This window comes from Arthrobacter sp. DualSoilB13, assembly GCF_055389195.1.
Genome location: NZ_AP035865.1, coordinates 1,873,567 through 1,889,414, shown reverse-complemented (window position 1 = coordinate 1,889,414; position 15,848 = coordinate 1,873,567). Strand labels below are relative to the sequence as shown.

Sequence of the window (15,848 nt, the reverse complement as noted above, 5' to 3'; positions counted from 1 at the left end):
GAAAAGTCTATATGAACGCATAGTAACGCCTAGTTACCCGATACCCTCGGGATGATTGCACCATGGATACATCACCTTCTGAAAGGCCGTCTCCGGCCATCAACGGATTGGCAGCACATGGCAGACGACTTCACCTTCAGCATCACCACGACTCCCTTCGACGAGGACTACTCACCGTCCGAAGGCTCGCGGATTACGACGAATTTCGCCAACCTGGCACGGGGCGAGCACCGCCAGGAGAACCTCCGCAACGCCTTGACCATGATTCGGCGCCGCTTCAACGACCTCGCAAGCTGGGACAACCCGGACCGGGACCGTTACACGCTGGAGCTTGAGATCGTTTCCGTGCAAATAGAGTTCACGGCAGAAGGTACGGATCAGCAGTTCCCGCTGTTCGAGGTTCTCGACATCCAGATCGTCGACCAACTTAACGGGGTCCGCCACCAAGGGATCGTCGGGAACAACTTCTCCTCCTACGTCCGTGACTTCGACTTCAGCGTTGTACTGCCAGCGGCAGCAGCCGAGGCAGGCAAGCCCACCGTCCCCGGGGACTTCGGCGATCTTCACGGCAAACTCTTCCAGCAGTTCCTCGATTCCCCGGCATGCCAGGAACGCTTCCCGCAACCGCCAGTGGTGTGCATCAGCGTCTCCACCAGCAAGACGTACCGGCGAACCGAGAACCGTCACCCCGTCCTGGGCGTTGAGTACCAGCAGGACGAGTTCTCGCTGACGGACGCGTACTTCGCGAAGATGGGGCTGCAGGTTCGCTACTTCATGCCACGCGGCAGCGTTGCGCCGCTCGCCTTCTATTTCCGCGGCGACCTTCTCAACGACTACTCCAACCTGCAGCTCATCGGCACCATCAGCACCATGGAGACGTTCCAGAAGATCTACCGCCCGGAGATTTACAACGCGAACTCCGCCGCCGCCGTCGTCTATCAGCCCAGCCTTGGAGAGCAGGATTACTCGCGGACCCAGATCGCTTACGACCGCGTCGAGCGCAGTCAGCTCGCGATCACCCAGGCGAAGTACACGGAGGAACACTTCATCACGCCCCACAAGGATCTATTGGACCAGTGGACCGCAAAATACCCCGCCCTCGTCAACTGACCCACGGAGAATCGCCAATCATGAACACACTTTTGCCCACAACCCTTGTGGGAAGCCTGCCGAAACCATCATGGCTCGCACAGCCGGAGACTCTGTGGTCTCCGTGGAAGCTGGACGGAGATACGCTGCTCGAGGGCAAGCAGGATGCGCTGCGCATTGCCATCCACGAACAAACCCGACGCGGCATCGACATCGTCAGCGACGGCGAGCAAACCCGCCAGCACTTCGTCACCACCTTCATCGAACACCTCAGCGGGGTCGACTTTGAACAGCGCAAGACCGTGCGCATCCGTGACCGCTACGACGCGAGTGTGCCGACCGTCGTCGGACCCGTGCGCCGCGAGCGGCCGGTATTCGTCGACGACGCGAAGTTCCTCCGCGCAACCACCGACAAGCCGATCAAGTGGACCCTCCCCGGTCCAATGACCATGGTGGACACTCTTTTCGATGACCACTACAAGAGCCGCGAGAAGCTGGCCTGGGAGTTCGCCACGATCCTGAACCAGGAGGCGAAAGAACTGGAGGCGGCCGGGGTGGACATCATCCAGTTCGACGAACCCGCGTTCAACGTCTTCCTTGACGAGGTCAAAGACTGGGGCGTGGCTGCGCTCGAGAGAGCGGCAGAAGGACTGCGCGCGGAGACCGCCGTGCATATCTGCTACGGCTACGGGATCAAGGCGAACACTGACTGGAAGGCGACGCTCGGCTCACAGTGGCGGCAGTACGAGGAAACATTCCCGCTGCTTCAGAGCTCAAGCATCGACATCATCTCGCTGGAATCCCAGAACTCCCACGTGCCCATGGACCTCATCGAGCTCCTCCGCGGCAAGAAAGTCATGCTCGGGGCAATCGACGTCGCGAGCGAGACCATTGAAACGCCGGAGGAGGTGGCCGACACCCTCCGCAAAGCCCTGCAGTTCGTCGATGCGGACAAGCTCATCCCCAGCTCCAACTGCGGCATGGCACCGTTCCCCCGCGACGTCTCACTGGCCAAACTGAGCGCCCTCAGCGCAGGAACGAACATCGTTCGCGAGGAGCTCACACGTTCCGCCCCCCAGGTGTCATAACCATGTTTCACGCCTACCCCCCAGACACTTGGGTCCAGGCTCCGGCGCAAAGCTTCCCGTCCTCCCTCTCGGCCGACGACTTCAAAGCCCTGTTCCGTGGCCACCCGGGAGGTGTCGCCGTCATCACGGCCGATGCCGGCGAAGGACCCGTGGCACTGACAGTATCGTCGGTGGTGTCAGTCAGCGCGGCACCTCCGTTGCTGATCTTCTCGGTCTCGGCACTGTCCTCTGCATCCGAGGCGCTTTCACGCGCCGAAACCGTCGTCGTGCACCTGCTGGACGCGCACGACGTCGACTTGGCCAAGTTCGGAGCGACCCCCGGCGTCGACCGCTTTGACCAGACGCACCGCTGGTCGACCCTTGCAACCGGCGAGGCGGTGTATGACGATGTCCGCGCCTGGGTGCGCTGCGCCGTCATCAATCGCATGGAGGTGGGGACCTCCACCATCATCGCCGTTCATGCCCTGGAGTCCCGCGTGATGCGTGAAGTCCAAGCGGGCGAACCCGGCGACGCTCTGGTCTACCACAACCGCACATGGCACCGTCTGGGCGAGCATTCCAGGCACGACGGCTGAGCGCCGCCCCAACAATGCGAGGCAGCAAACCGAACGGCGCACGACGGCGGGAGCATAACTCCCGCCGTCGTCCTCGTTAACGTCGTCATCGTTAACGTCGGATAGCGTTCGCGGGCCACGTTTCGCAAGACACGGGGGCTGCTGGAGCGTCGCTTCCAAGGACTTGAGTAGCTGGGCATTATCGAGGGGCCCGACCCAAAGTAGACAGCGGCCCAAGTTCGATCGCGGTTGGCGGGTTTGCCCCTGCCCTGGAACAGGTAATTGCAGCGGCCCTGGTGGCATACGCGGCCACAAGCAACAGCTCGTCCTCGGATAACGCGTTCAGCTTCTTCCTGCCTGCCGCACCGAGGGCACACACTTGGGCCAGACCCGAGATGAGCCCCGCCATGAACGAGTCCCCGGCCCCCACGGTATCCGCCACGACGATCCTCTCGGCAGGCATCTGCACCCGACCCCGACGCGTGAGGATCACAGGACCGGCCGCACCCCTCGTCAACGCAAGCAATGAAGGACCGAGCTCCAGCCATGCCTCCAGTGATTCCGTTGGTGTCCTGTCCGGGTAGAGCCAATGGAGGTCCTCGTCGCTGGCCTTCACGACGTCGCTGGCGGCAACGAACTGTTCAACCCGCGCCCGGGCCCGAGCCACATCCGGACTGATGGCGGGCCTGCAATTTGGATCGAAACTGACGGTTGCGGACTCCCGGGCTGCCCGCACAAGCGACAACGTGGACTCGTCCCCCGGCGCGAGGACGGAGGCGATCGACCCCGTATGAACGTGACCGGCGGACCGCACGGCTTCCGCCGCCGAAGTCCAAGCATCGTCTAGGTCCCAGCTGACATCGAAGACATACGTCGCGGCACCGTCGGCACCCAGGGTGGCAGTCGCCGTCGACGTCGGTGCGGAGCCGCCTTTGATGACTCCGACGCCATTGCTGCTGAGGTGCTTCTCCAGCGATGCGCCGTGGGTATCATCGGCGTAGTGCGTCACAAGACTGGTCCGCATGCCGAGCCGTGAAACACCAACAGCGACGTTCAGCGGGCTCCCGCCGGGATAAGCCTGGGACGTAGCCGCGTGGGGATCTCTGATCACGTCCACCAGCGATTCCCCAACCACCGTGACTAAAAGATCCGTGTGATTCATCGGCCCGGGTACACCACGGCTTTGAGCTGCCCCGGCTGCTTGCCGGCGGTCAGCGCCGCCTCGGAATCAGCGAGCCCGAACTTGCCCGTGACTAGGATGTCGAGGTCTACTTTGCCGTCCGCGAGGAGTTGGATGGCCAGCGGCCAGGTGTTGGTGTAGCGGAAGACGCCGGAGAGCCAGATCTCGCGGTTCTGGATGTAAGAGACAGGCAGTTCGACGTCGTCTGCGCCGAGTCCCACCAGGATTACGCGGCCCGCAGGACCCACGGCTTTAATCCCGGAACGGACCGCCTGAGGTGCTCCGGAAGCGTCAATAAACGCATCGACGTCGAGCCCTTCCACCTTATCCGTCAGGGCGTTCAGCGCGTGCGTCGCACCGTGCTTCAGGGCGAAGTTAAGGCGGTCTTCGGCGATGTCCGTGACGTAAATTTCGCTTGCGCCGAAGGCCCGCGCGGCCTGCGCAGCGATGATGCCGATAGGACCGGCGCCGGCGATCAGGACCCGGCTGCCGGGTTTGATTTCTGCGCGTTCGCAGGCCCAGAGCCCTACCGAGAGCGGCTCAATCAGTGCAGCGGCTTCGTCGCTGACATCATCCGGGATGTCGTACGCGAAGTCGCTTTGAATGGTGACGTACTCGGCGAACGCGCCGTCCACCGGCGGGGTGGCATAGAACTCCATCTTCGGGCAGAGGTTGTAGCGTCCGGCCTTGCACTGCTTGCAGGTCCGGCAAGGGCCTTGGGGCTCGACGGCGACCCTCGCACCGATGCGAGCGGGGTCCACGGAGCTTCCGACGGCGGCAATCCGCCCTGCGAGTTCGTGGCCGAGGATCAAGGGGTGGTCCACCACATAATCACCGATCCGGCCGTGCTCGTAGTAGTGGACGTCGCTTCCACACACTCCGACCGCGGAAACCTGCACCAGCACTTGGTCGGCGTCGAGGTGCGGGACGGGCAGCGTCTCCATGGTCATCTGGCCTTGGCGCTGCAGGACGGCGGCGCGCATGGTGGCCGGCAGTTCAGGCTGGTCGAGCAGCGGGGTCTGAGTGGTTGAGGTTGTCATGATGGGGGTCCTTTGGAGTTGGTTACTTAGCCGCGTCGAATTACTTGACGGCGCCGAGCGAGAGGCCTTGGACGAGCTTGTCCTGTGCTGCGAATCCGGCGAACAGCACAGGGAGCGAAATGACGACGGCGGCCGCGCAGACCTTCGCGAGGAAGAGGCCCTGGCTGGAGACAAATCCGGTCAGGAACACGGGAGCCGTGCCGGCCACAACGCCGGTGAGCACTCGGGCCAGCAAGAGCTCGTTCCAGCTGAAGATGAAGCAGATCAGGGCCGTGGCCGCGATGCCCGGCATCGCCACGGGTGCTATGACCTTGCGAAGCGTGAGGATCAGGTTGGCGCCATCGATCTGTGCAGCTTCCAGCATTTCGACTGGGACTTCGGCGAGGAAGGACCGCATCATCCACACCGCGATAGGCAGGTTCATGGACGTGTACATGAGGATCAAGAACCATATGTTGTCCAGCGCGCCTACGGTCTTGGCGAAGAGGTACAGCGGAAGGATCGCTGCGACCACCGGCATCATCTTGGTGGAGAGGAAGAAGAACATGACGTCCGTCCACTTCTTCACCGGCCGGATGGACAGGGCATACGCGGCTGGGATGGCCAGGACAAGCACCAGGACGGTGGACAGGATGGAGGCCGTGGCGGAGTTGATCAGCGAAGGCCAAGGGCTAACGCCGGACGTCTCACCGAAGAACTCTTTGTAGGCATCCAGGGTGAGATTCGCAGCCAAGGACGGAGGGTTGGTGGCGGCGTCCGACTCGGAGTGGAACGAGGTCAGGATCATCCACAAGACGGGCGTAGCGAAAAGCAGGGCCAGCAGCCAGGCTGCGATGCCGGCAGCTGTGTTGTTGCGGGTGGGGTCCATCCGCGACTTGCCGCGACGACGGACGCCGGTAGGCGTGCTGGATTTTTCAGGCGTGATGCGGGCTGCGGTGTGACTGAGTGTGCTCATCGTGTTGCCTCCTTCTTGAAGAGCGAGAAAACGGTGCGGAGGGCGAAGGTCGCCACGAGGATGGTGCCGATGACCACCACGACGCCGGCCGCGGAGGCCAGCCCGTATTCATTGGCGTAGTAGAAGGTCTGGTAGATCGCGTACGGAAGATTTGCGGTGCCCAAGCCTCCGGACGTAAGGGTGAATACGGCGTCGAAATTCTGCACAATGTAGATCGCACCCAACAGGCCTCCGAGTTCCAGGTACTGGCGAAGGTGCGGGAGTGTAAGGTGCCGGAAGATGGCCCACGGTGTAGCTCCGTCCATCTGGGCTGCCTCCACGGTATCCATGGGCCGGGACTGCAGCCCGGCCAGCAGGATGAGCATCATGAACGGAGTCCACTGCCACACCAGCGAGATGATGACCGCCATCAGCGGCGCTTGGGACAGCAGGTCCAACTGCGGAGGAGTGTCGCTGCCGAACAGGGACCAGATCCACGTCAGGACACCGTTGATCAATCCGTAGGTGGGGTTGAGCAGTGCGTGCTTCCAGATCAGGGCTGCGGCCACGGGCACCACAAGGAACGGGGCAATCAGCAGCGTCCTTGCCAATCCGCGTCCGATGAATTTCTTGTCCAGCAGCAGGGCCAGGCCTAGGCCGACGACCAGGCTGGCCAGGACCACGGCAACTGTGAGGAGGATGGTGGTGAAGATGGCTTGGCGGAGGTCGGGATCGGTGAGGACCGTGACGTAGTTCTCGAAGCCGGCGAAACCCGTGGTGCCGGGGCTCAGGCTGTTCCAGTTGAGGAACGAAATGATCAGTGTCACCACGAACGGGAGCTGCGTGACGATGATGAGGAAGATCAGGGCTGGAAGCAGCGGCGCACGCCGGGCCCAGGCCAGGGCGCGTTCCCGCGATGCTTTGCTTCGTGAAGGTTTTGGTGTGGCATGTCCCGGGCGGGAGATGCGCGCCGTTGCGGTAGTCATGATGTTCTCCTGCGGTTCGGTTATTGCTTGTTCTTGTACTTGTCGCCGACCTTTTGCGCGGCTTCCTGGCCCTTGGCCAAGGCATCAGCCACACTGCCTTGACCGGCAATGGCAGAGCTGACGCCCTGGGAGACGTTGGTGCCAAGAGCGGCGAACTCGGGGATGCCGACAAACTGGATGCCGACGGCGGGCCGCTCTTGGACGCCGGGGTTCTTAGGGTCTGCATTCTCGATGGCAAAACGTTCGGCTTCAAAGAACGGGGCAGCGTCCTGGAACTCGGCGTTCTCGTACGTGGAGATGCGCTTACCTGACGGCACCTTTGCCCAACCGAGCTTGGAGGCCACCAGTTCTTCGTATTCCTTGGAGCTGGCCCAAGCGATGAACTTTTCCGCCGAATCTGTCTTCTTCGACGCCGCCTGCAAAGCCCATGACCACGTCCACAACCAGCCGGCGGATGAGGTTTCCTTCACCGGAGCCTGCGCATAGCCAATCTTGCCCTTCACCGGGGAGGCCTCCGCCTCCAAGGCGCCGGCGGCCGAGGTGGCGTCGTACCACATGGCCACTTTGCTTTGCGTCAGGTTGTTCAGGCATTCGGTGAAGCCTGCCTGGGCTGCACCGGCCTGACCATGTTCCCGGACCAATTTGGTGTAGAACTCCGTTGCTTCCGTGAACTCGGGCGAATTGACCTTCGCGTTCCAGTCCTTATCGAACCAGGTACCGCCGAAGGTGTTGACCACGGTTGTCAGCGGCGCGAAGACCTGCCCCCAGCCCGGCTGGCCCCGAAGGCAGATGCCTTTCATCCCGGGTTCCGCCCCGTCCACCCTTGCGGCGAGCTCAGCCACTTCAGCCCAGGTGGGCTTCTCCGGCATGCTCAGGCCATTGGCGTCGAAGACGTCCTTGCGGTACATCAGGAAGGACGATTCACCATAGAACGGTTCGCCGTAGAGCTTGCCGTCGGTGCCAGTGAGGGACGCGGTGTAGGCCGGCAGAATATCGTCTTGCTTGAACTCAGGATCCTTGGCCACGTTGTCCAGTGGCGCCAACCAGCCATTGGCCGAGTAGAACGGGATCTCGTAGTTGGACAGCGAAGCGACGTCGTACTGGCCTGCCTGGCTGGAGAACTCCTGGCTGATCTTCGCCCGGACGTCGTTCTCCGGCAACACCGTGTAGTTCACGCGGATGCCCGTCTCCTTGGTGAAATTATCCGCAGTGAGCCTCTGCAGGTCTTCCATCTGCGGGTTGTTCACCATCAGGACGCTGATGCTGTTCTGGTCACCAGCTCCGGTTCCGCCCGCTCCGGCACAGGCCGTGGCGGATAGCGCGATGCACAGGGCGCCGGCTGCAAGGGCTGCCGCACGTGTTTTTGGGCGCATTGAGGACTCCTTCGTTCTTCATGGGGGTGCGCAGTCTCCGCACTCCTACTACTGCGTGGAAGTACAAGACCGGAGCGGGGCAATCGTCCGGGAATCCGGGGCGCCTCGCCGTCTTCGTCAACATTAGGCGTGTGGGGTGGGGCACAACTAGCGTCCTTGATGACGCATACTGATACTTATTTTCCCTCTCCCATCGGAGGCCCCCATGAGTTCCACCCCTCCGGGCGACGGCGCTGCGGCGCGGCTGGCCCAGCGGCTTATTGGGATGCGCGCCAACCGCGAAGTGATCCCCGAAGATCCGAACCATTCGGTCCGTTGGCACCAGCATGACTACCCCAGCCCGGTAGCTCGCTGGAATTATCACCCCGAGTACGAAATCCACCTCATCCGAGAAGGATCGGGAAAATTCATCGTCGGTGACCATATCGGCACCTTCGAAGCCGGGCACGTCTCCCTGATTGGGTCCGGGCTCCCCCATGATTGGGTCAGCGATCTCGAACCAGGGGAACTGCTTCAAAATCGCGATGCCGTGATCCAGTTCGACGGGAAGTGGGTGGAGCAGGCAGCCGTTCTCATGCCTGAACTGGCTGAAGTAAGGCCGTTGTTGGAACAGTCCGCCCGGGGCATCGAATTCTTTGGCCAGACGGCACAAGTGGCAGCCGACTCCATAGAAGCCATGGGCACCTCCACCGGATTGGAGCGTCTGCATCACCTGCTGGCATTGTTTGCCACGCTTTCCCGGGCGCCGGAGCATGATCGTAAATACCTCGCCGATGAATGGTTCCGACCTCAATTGGACGGCCAAGCAGAAGCAGTCGTGGACATCGTTCTCGAGTACGTCTTCACCAACCATGCCGGCAGCGTCGCCATGGCAGAAGCAGCAGCCATGGTGGGTATGGCCGAGCCCACATTCTCCAAATACTTCAAACGAGCCACCGGGCAGAACTTCACGGACCTGGTTCGGAAACTGCGACTGGCTCACGCACGGCGCCTGCTGGAACGCAGCGAGAAACCGGTCTCGGACATTTGCTACGAGGTGGGCTTCAGCAACCTTTCCAACTTCAACCGGCAGTTCCTCAGGGAAGTTGGTGAGACGCCACGGCAGTTCAGGCAGCGCGTCATGTAGCGAGGGCCACTCACATGCATGAGCAGACGTAAGCCGAGGGAAAGAAAGCCCATGGATGCAAGCAGCCCTGATAAAGGAGATTTAAGTCTGGACAGCGTCCACACTTAGTTTGGCCTGACAAAGCATCGGCCAGCCCGGTCTTCTCACGCCAAGAATATGCCGAAGCCAGACGTTATCTACGCAGTTTCTCGGCATCACGTCGCACTCACTCTCCCTACCCATAAGGAGGTGTAGGCCAACCAGGACCGACCGGACGCACCAAGAAGGGAACGAATAACCCCAGTGCAGAGCCAGCGGAGGGCCAACCAGCCACGACCCTGAACCCGCTCCCCCACAAGTTCACAGGTGACCCGCGGCGCCAGGCACACCCCGCGGCCAGTGTCAGAGGGACCTGACCAACCAGAATGTACACCCGTTAAAGCAAAAGCCCCCTCTGACGAGGGGGTTTGCTGTGCCCGAGGAGGGACTCGAAGGCGATTCCGGGCCTTGGGAACACTGGGAAGTGGCGGAAACATGCGGAATCCGGGGCAATCCGGAGGGAGTACGGGCCGGTCCGAGGCGGAAAGTGTGAACACTGTCCACACGCCTTTTTGCCCACGCTCCATCGACCCCTGCCCAAACGACACTGCCGTCCGTCGGGCAGTCATCCACCGTCGCCGCTACAGATTGGCCGTTCAGTATGAATCGAATCCTTTCACCGCGGCCGAATCGGGGAGGCGGTTCAGCTGAGGCGCCTGGGGCATTGAACGCCGGCACCCAAGAAATCTCTCCCGAAGCTTCGATGGCTATTCGTCTCATCCGCTGCTCGCCGTATGGAATGGTTGTTAATGGGCATATTCGCTTTCTGGGTGTCGCAGGTCATGGCTCCCGGTCAGGGCCGCCTCAGCTTGGGTGTTGGCGGGCGTCGCGTACTCAACACCTGTACGCGGGGTAGCAAGTCCCTTATTAGGGCACAGGAATGACGGGGTCGGCGGCGTCAGGAGCCGGCCAAGTTGATTCGGATCCGGCACATCATCACCACCCATGTCCGTTCCGCGGCTACGGGCGTGCCAGGTAGTCGATCGCAATGTCTTTCAGCGCTTGAAGGCTTAGCTCAGGTCCGTGGCCCGCGAAGATCGAGGCCGCTTCCAGATCCCGTAGCCGTTTCATGGTGTGTCGGTAGTCGTCCCGGTCAGCTCCGGTGATGGTGTCCAGCAGCTGTCCCTTATAAATGGTGTCTCCGGTAAAGAGCCAGTTTCTTTCAGGGTGGTAGATGCAGATGCTTCCCGGAGAGTGGCCTGGGGTGCCGATGACTTCCAGCGGGGTTCCGAGAGTGTCAATGACGTCTCCGTCCCTGAGGAGTCGTTGCGGGATAGCCCGTGAAATCTCGTATCGGCCGGGGTCGTAGTCAGGGTGCGGGACCTTCTGGAGCATGGAGTCCGCTTCTCCGTCTGGAACATCGATTCCGAGTATGCCGTAGAGGGTGCGGGTATCGAGGGAAACCGGTCCCGGGTTGATCAGCGCGTTGGCTTCGGCTTCGTGAACGGCGACGTCATCAAATTCGTACGCTCCGCCCACATGGTCCAGGTGAGTGTGCGTGATGATCAACTGGGGATCCCGTTCAAACATCTGGGGTATCTCCTGCCGCAACGGGACAATACCGAGGCCGGCATCAATGACCACATCCCGGTCTGGCCCCCGTAGCCACCAGATGTTGGACTGCAACATGTCATGAACGTACGGTTCGGTGACTTTTATGAGCCCTGGCCAGACTTCTTCGAGTTTGAACCATGCTTGCGAACGGGCAGCTTCTCTGCTCGGGATACGGCGGCTCAATGGATGTGCCTTAGGAAATCGCGGGTCCGCTCGTGCTGGGGGTTCTTGAAGAACTCTTCGGGAGGAGCCTGCTCGACGAGTACGCCTTGGTCAAAGAGGGCTACTTCCGTCCCGACCCTGCGCGCGAACTGCATTTCGTGGGTCACGACTACCATTGTCATTCCGTCCGCAGCAAGTTTCTCCATGACGGCGAGGACGTCGTTGACCAATTCCGGGTCTAGCGCTGATGTCGGTTCGTCGAAGAGCATTACTGACGGGTTCAGGACCAGAGCCCGGGCGATGGCCACCCTTTGTTGCTGTCCGCCGGAAAGCTCACTGGGGTAATGACGCAGGTGCGAGCCCAAGCCAACACGGTTCAAGATCTCCGCTGCCTGCTCTTTTGCTTGTGCGGCGTGCACCTTTCTGCTCAACCGCTGGGCCAGTGTCACGTTCTGGAGGACGTTGAGGTGGGCAAAGAGATTGAACCGCTGGAAGACCATACCGATCTCAGATCGTTGGTGGGCCAGGGTTCGCTCGCGTGCAGGTCGGTTGCGGGCGTCTACTCCGATGCGGTTGCCTTTGAAGATCACTTCTCCGGCGTCGAGGGGCTCCAGTAATGCCATCAGTCGGAGCATCGTTGACTTCCCGGATCCTGAACGGCCCAGAACAACTTTGACTTCACCGGAAGCAACGGAGAAATCCACTCCTTTGAGGACCTCTTGGTTTCCATACTTTTTGTGGAGGTTCCTGACCTCAAGCACGGTCTTTACGGTTGGACGCACAGGTGCGATGATCTCGGACATATTAGAGTCCTTTCAGCGTCGACGGGACAGGTTTGGACCAAACTTGGGACCTGTCTGGTTTGGAGACCCACCGGTATCGCTTTTCAACTTGGTGCTGCAACGCCATGACAGCACTGACGATGACCAGATAGTAGACCAGTGCCGCGGTGTAGTACTCGGCGTACCGGAACGTAGTTGCAACTTGGACCTGCGCCGTGGTCATCAACTCCTGAAGTGAGATGACTGAGGCCAGGGATGTGTACTTGATCATTCCAATGAATTCGTTGCCCGTGGGAGGCAGCGCGACCTTGATCGCTTGGGGAAGTTCTACCCTGAGGAAGGTCTGCGCCGGGGTAAGTCCCAGTGCCCTGGCTGCGAGCTTTTGTCCGCTATCAACACTGAGCAGCGCGGAACGGAGTATCTCTGCCATGAAGGCACCTTCGACCACCGAAAGCCCGATGAAGCCTGCCAGGAAGGGTGAGTACCAGCTGTCCCGAAGTGCCAGGATGATCTGGGGGGCCGCGTTCCAGACGATGAGAAGCAGCAACAGCGTCGGGACCGAGCGGAAGAACCACACGTAGGCCCACGCCAGGCTCCGCAAGGTCTTCTTCTTTGAGATCCCGGCCATGGCAACACCGAGGCCAATCAGCGTCGCGGCTATTTGGGAAACTATCGCCAGCTGAAGGGACAAAGCCGCCCCGGTCAGGAACTCCTTGGATGTCAGGGCCTGAAGGAAAATCCTCTGGTCAAAATCCATTATTTCCCCGCATCAGTGAGCCGGGTGGGGTCCAACCCGTACGTCTTGGCGATCTCGGCAAGCTTGCCTTCGTCGGAAAGCTTCTTGAGTCCGGTTCGGATCTCCTCAGTTAGAGCAGAACCTTCTTGGCGTACACGCCGAAGACAGCGTCGGTTTCGAAGATGCCGGGAACAGCTTGCAGTTTCCCGCCGGTCTTTTCCACGATTTCACCAACCGAGACGTCGGTATCAATGAGGGCATCAGCCTTGCCGTTCGTCACCGCAGCCGTGGTTTGGGTGTTCTGCGGGTAGGACTGCTGGACCAGGTCTGCCAGGCCTTTGCTCTTCAAGGTGTTCGACAAGTCTTTGAGGTTCGCCTCATAGGCTCCGCCGGCAAGAACGGCAATGGTCTTTCCGGCCAAGTCGTCCACGCTCTTGATGTCCGACCCCTGAGGGGCAATGATGACCGAACCTGTCTTCAGATATGGGACAGCATCGGCAACCTGCTGCCGCGCGTCGTTGACGTAGAGGCCGGACCAGACCACATCGCAGCGGCTGGCTTGCAGGGCGGGCATCAAACCGTCAAAGGCAACATCGGAAAACTTCGCCTTCACACCCCGCGACTCGGCCAAAGCGACTGCGGCATCAGCATCAAACCCGATCGGCTGACTGCCAGTGTTGCCATCTTTGTAGAATTCCAAAGGCTTGTACTGCGGCGTCATGCATACGCTGAACTCACCGGCTTTCAGAAGCGCCTTGGGACCACTGGCGGCTGACCCAGGCGCGGAAGCACCGGCGCCTCCGGAACACGCGCTCAACAGTACAGCCGCACCTACAGCAGCTGCGGAGCTGAGAAACATTCTTTTCATGATCTACCCTTTGCCTCGAACAAGTTCGCCATTGTGGCGCTTCTCACATGGTAGGCCCTTCATTTGGACAAAAAATTAGACAGACCGCCCACTTCTGCTGATATGCAAAGTACGATGTGATGATTGATTATCATCACATGTTTTTCCCCTTATTTTTCTGAAAATGAACGACTTGGGATTGACCGAAAAAACTTCTGTAACGAAAACACAGGTGCTGACTCATGGATGAAATCGACGAGCAAATACTGGCCGAGCTCCTGCGGAACGGGCGCATCACACTCACCGAACTCGCCACAACACTGGGCCTCAGCCGGGTGTCCGCCGCGCGACGCTTAAACGCACTCCTGACCGAATCCGGGCTCCGGGTCATAGGGCTGGCACACCCTGCTGTTGTCGGGCTTCCAGTCATGGCCCACGTCTCCATCGATGCCGCCGTTCCAGTCCAGGATCTGGCCGAGCAGATCGCCCAAGATCCTCGCGTGCCGTTCGTCTCCATCACCGCAGGCGTAATGTCCTTGATCGCCGAAATCCGGGCCAAAAACCATGAAGACCTTCAGGCCTGCATCGACGACATCCGCCGCATACCGGGAGTGACGTCCATGCGAACAAGCATCTACACCGAACTGCTGGTCGACATCCTGAGCCCTGCCCACATAAAGAACCCCATCCTCGACAAACTCGACCTCGCCCTCATCGACGTGCTCCGCCAGGATGGACGAGCCAGCTACGCAACCATGGCATCAACGCTTGGCGTATCAACCGGAACCGTACGCACACGCGTCATGCGCATCCTGGACAGCGAAATCGTCAAGATAGGTCTCAGTTGGCGACCCGCTTCGCAGGAACGCGTCACCCGCATGGGCTTGGGAATCAGGATCACGGGCACGGCCCTGGACCTCTCGAAATCCCTTGAAGGAATTCCAGGGTTCACCTTCCTGGCTTCAAGCATCGGTCAACACGACGTCATCGCAACCATCCACGGATCCGACGCAAACTCGGCGCTTATGGCTGTCGATCAAATCAGAGCACTCCCCGAGGTCCTAAACATCGAGTCGTGGATCCATCTCAAAGTCATCAAGGAAGAACACTAGAAGCCAGGCCATCCCAAGCAAGACGACATGAGCTGCACCCACTAGATGCAGCGCAAAAAAGACAGCCTCTTGTCCTCCTGTTGGGACTATGCAGTGTCGTCAGGCAAACGATGATTTTGACGCCGGAGGTGGAGGATTTGTCCTTGGGCTGCTGCGACGGCGGCTTCGAGTTCGGCGATCCTTTTCCGGTTGGTCGAACGTTCATGGGCGAGTTTGGCGATGAGTGTCCTGACGATGCTGCTCGTGTCGGGATATGGCGGTTCGCGCCGTGAAGCGGAGTGCGTTCGTGCGGTGGTGTTGGCATGGTCCACAAGGGCCGCCCTTCCGCTGATCGGCTCGGCGGCGGCCCGGAGCAGGTCAGGGTGGTGGCGCTTTCGGTCATCCAGGCGTGGGCACCTTGCGCGCCACCTCGGCCGCTTGCATCGAGCTTTTCTTTGCTGAATGGCAGCCTATTTCCGGGTCATGGTGACGCTGGCGTTGTGGCGACCATCGGGGCTGTCACCGACGCAAATCTCGGTCATGCTGTTGCTGTCGCGGTTCGTCATGCAGGTTTCGCCACCATATCCTTCGGCTTTGAACTCATCGATGTTCTTACCAAGGCGTGAGGCGATCTCGTCAACCGTTATCTCATGATCAACGGCCCACGCAACTTCCAGCCTGAGGCAGTGGCTGTCGATGGAAACGCAGCCGGGGTCAACCTTCCGCTCAAACCGATGAGTTTCAGTCCAGCCCTCCTCCCGTACGTTGTCAGCTGCAGCCCTCATGGCCGCAGCTTTCTCAGCCTGGCTTCCGCCGCCTCCGTTGATCTCGCTCACCAAGGCGGAGCAACCGGCGAACAGGAGTATTCCGCAGATCGTCAGGGAAAGAGCGATGATGCCGAGAATCCATCCAGCCTTGCTTTTCCTGGGTGGAGGCGGAGCCCACTGCTGGGGCTGGCCGTACTGGGGAAAGCGCTGAGGATTTTGTTCATAGTACTGCTGGTGCGGATAGGAAGGCTGATTTGGGTGCCCCGGTCCCTCACGTCTCTGCGGCTCCATACCGCTACCCCCAATATTCTCTTACCCGGTCTTTTGAAGGACGATGATGCGTTTCTCTCCGAGACGATCATGTCATGTCGAACCTGCCACACCGTGAGTAGGGTCGCCGTAACGACCTGTGGAGACCAGCGGACTCGAACGACCGACCAAGCACACGTTCTCCGGTCCGG

16 protein-coding genes are annotated in these 15,848 nt (G+C 60.6%); 5 read left to right on the top strand and 11 right to left on the bottom strand.

The window, feature by feature from the left end; genetic code table 11:
- Nucleotides 1–117 precede the first annotated feature (117 nt).
- From ACZ5J0_RS08710 to ACZ5J0_RS08700, 3 genes are read left to right on the top strand one after another with little or no spacing between them, the layout of a single operon-like run.
- Nucleotides 118–1,110, top strand: a complete 993-nt coding sequence (locus tag ACZ5J0_RS08710) for a DUF1852 domain-containing protein (protein ID WP_166842037.1) — start codon at nucleotides 118–120, stop codon at nucleotides 1,108–1,110.
- Between the two features lie 20 nt (nucleotides 1,111–1,130).
- On the top strand, nucleotides 1,131–2,177 hold the full coding sequence (locus ACZ5J0_RS08705; protein WP_142939406.1) for a methionine synthase: 1,047 nt from the start codon (nucleotides 1,131–1,133) through the stop codon (nucleotides 2,175–2,177).
- A 2-nt stretch (nucleotides 2,178–2,179) separates the two neighbouring features.
- The gene (locus tag ACZ5J0_RS08700; protein WP_142939407.1) at nucleotides 2,180–2,752 is read left to right on the top strand and encodes a flavin reductase family protein; all 573 of its coding nucleotides are present in this window, start codon (nucleotides 2,180–2,182) and stop codon (nucleotides 2,750–2,752) included.
- Nucleotides 2,753–2,930: 178 nt separating this feature from the next.
- Here ACZ5J0_RS08700 and ACZ5J0_RS08695 read toward each other — a convergent pair whose 3' ends face one another.
- From ACZ5J0_RS08695 to ACZ5J0_RS08675, 5 genes are read right to left on the bottom strand one after another with little or no spacing between them, the layout of a single operon-like run.
- Nucleotides 2,931–3,848 (bottom strand): carbohydrate kinase family protein, encoded by a 918-nt coding sequence (locus ACZ5J0_RS08695; protein ID WP_464094597.1) that lies wholly within the window; start codon nucleotides 3,846–3,848, stop codon nucleotides 2,931–2,933.
- A 41-nt stretch (nucleotides 3,849–3,889) separates the two neighbouring features.
- Nucleotides 3,890–4,951 (bottom strand): NAD(P)-dependent alcohol dehydrogenase, encoded by a 1,062-nt coding sequence (locus tag ACZ5J0_RS08690; protein ID WP_250819819.1) that lies wholly within the window; start codon nucleotides 4,949–4,951, stop codon nucleotides 3,890–3,892.
- Nucleotides 4,952–4,991: 40 nt separating this feature from the next.
- A complete protein-coding gene (locus ACZ5J0_RS08685; protein ID WP_166842033.1) occupies nucleotides 4,992–5,906 on the bottom strand; it encodes a carbohydrate ABC transporter permease in 915 nt (304 codons plus the stop codon).
- The gene (locus tag ACZ5J0_RS08680; protein WP_142939411.1) at nucleotides 5,903–6,871 is read right to left on the bottom strand and encodes a carbohydrate ABC transporter permease; all 969 of its coding nucleotides are present in this window, start codon (nucleotides 6,869–6,871) and stop codon (nucleotides 5,903–5,905) included. The genes ACZ5J0_RS08685 and ACZ5J0_RS08680 overlap by 4 nt, the downstream gene beginning before the upstream one ends.
- A gap of 20 nt (nucleotides 6,872–6,891) precedes the next feature.
- Entirely contained in the window at nucleotides 6,892–8,244 is a 1,353-nt protein-coding gene (locus ACZ5J0_RS08675; protein ID WP_142939412.1) for an ABC transporter substrate-binding protein, read from the bottom strand.
- 205 nt (nucleotides 8,245–8,449) lie between these two features.
- Here ACZ5J0_RS08675 and ACZ5J0_RS08670 point away from each other — a divergent pair, with 205 nt between their 5' ends.
- Nucleotides 8,450–9,370 (top strand): helix-turn-helix domain-containing protein, encoded by a 921-nt coding sequence (locus tag ACZ5J0_RS08670; RefSeq protein ID WP_142939413.1) that lies wholly within the window; start codon nucleotides 8,450–8,452, stop codon nucleotides 9,368–9,370.
- A 1,038-nt stretch (nucleotides 9,371–10,408) separates the two neighbouring features.
- Here ACZ5J0_RS08670 and ACZ5J0_RS08665 read toward each other — a convergent pair.
- From ACZ5J0_RS08665 to ACZ5J0_RS08650, 4 genes are all read right to left on the bottom strand, one after another.
- Nucleotides 10,409–11,077 (bottom strand): MBL fold metallo-hydrolase, encoded by a 669-nt coding sequence (locus tag ACZ5J0_RS08665; RefSeq protein WP_464094596.1) that lies wholly within the window; start codon nucleotides 11,075–11,077, stop codon nucleotides 10,409–10,411.
- Between the two features lie 104 nt (nucleotides 11,078–11,181).
- The gene (locus ACZ5J0_RS08660; RefSeq protein ID WP_284705570.1) at nucleotides 11,182–11,967 is read right to left on the bottom strand and encodes an amino acid ABC transporter ATP-binding protein; all 786 of its coding nucleotides are present in this window, start codon (nucleotides 11,965–11,967) and stop codon (nucleotides 11,182–11,184) included.
- A 1-nt stretch (nucleotide 11,968) separates the two neighbouring features.
- On the bottom strand, nucleotides 11,969–12,703 hold the full coding sequence (locus tag ACZ5J0_RS08655) for an amino acid ABC transporter permease (protein ID WP_464094595.1): 735 nt from the start codon (nucleotides 12,701–12,703) through the stop codon (nucleotides 11,969–11,971).
- A 109-nt stretch (nucleotides 12,704–12,812) separates the two neighbouring features.
- Nucleotides 12,813–13,550, bottom strand: coding sequence for a transporter substrate-binding domain-containing protein (locus ACZ5J0_RS08650; protein WP_250821627.1), 738 nt, complete (start codon nucleotides 13,548–13,550; stop codon nucleotides 12,813–12,815).
- Nucleotides 13,551–13,771: 221 nt separating this feature from the next.
- Between ACZ5J0_RS08650 and ACZ5J0_RS08645 the strand changes: the two genes are divergently transcribed.
- A complete protein-coding gene (locus ACZ5J0_RS08645; RefSeq protein WP_179017327.1) occupies nucleotides 13,772–14,641 on the top strand; it encodes an Lrp/AsnC family transcriptional regulator in 870 nt (289 codons plus the stop codon).
- An 86-nt stretch (nucleotides 14,642–14,727) separates the two neighbouring features.
- Here ACZ5J0_RS08645 and ACZ5J0_RS08640 read toward each other — a convergent pair whose 3' ends face one another.
- Together ACZ5J0_RS08640 and ACZ5J0_RS08635 are read right to left on the bottom strand one after the other, a co-directional pair.
- Complete coding sequence (locus ACZ5J0_RS08640) at nucleotides 14,728–14,952, bottom strand: hypothetical protein (RefSeq protein ID WP_250821626.1); 225 nt, start codon at nucleotides 14,950–14,952, stop codon at nucleotides 14,728–14,730.
- A gap of 138 nt (nucleotides 14,953–15,090) precedes the next feature.
- Entirely contained in the window at nucleotides 15,091–15,678 is a 588-nt protein-coding gene (locus ACZ5J0_RS08635) for a hypothetical protein (RefSeq protein ID WP_464094594.1), read from the bottom strand.
- Nucleotides 15,679–15,848: the final 170 nt, after the last annotated feature.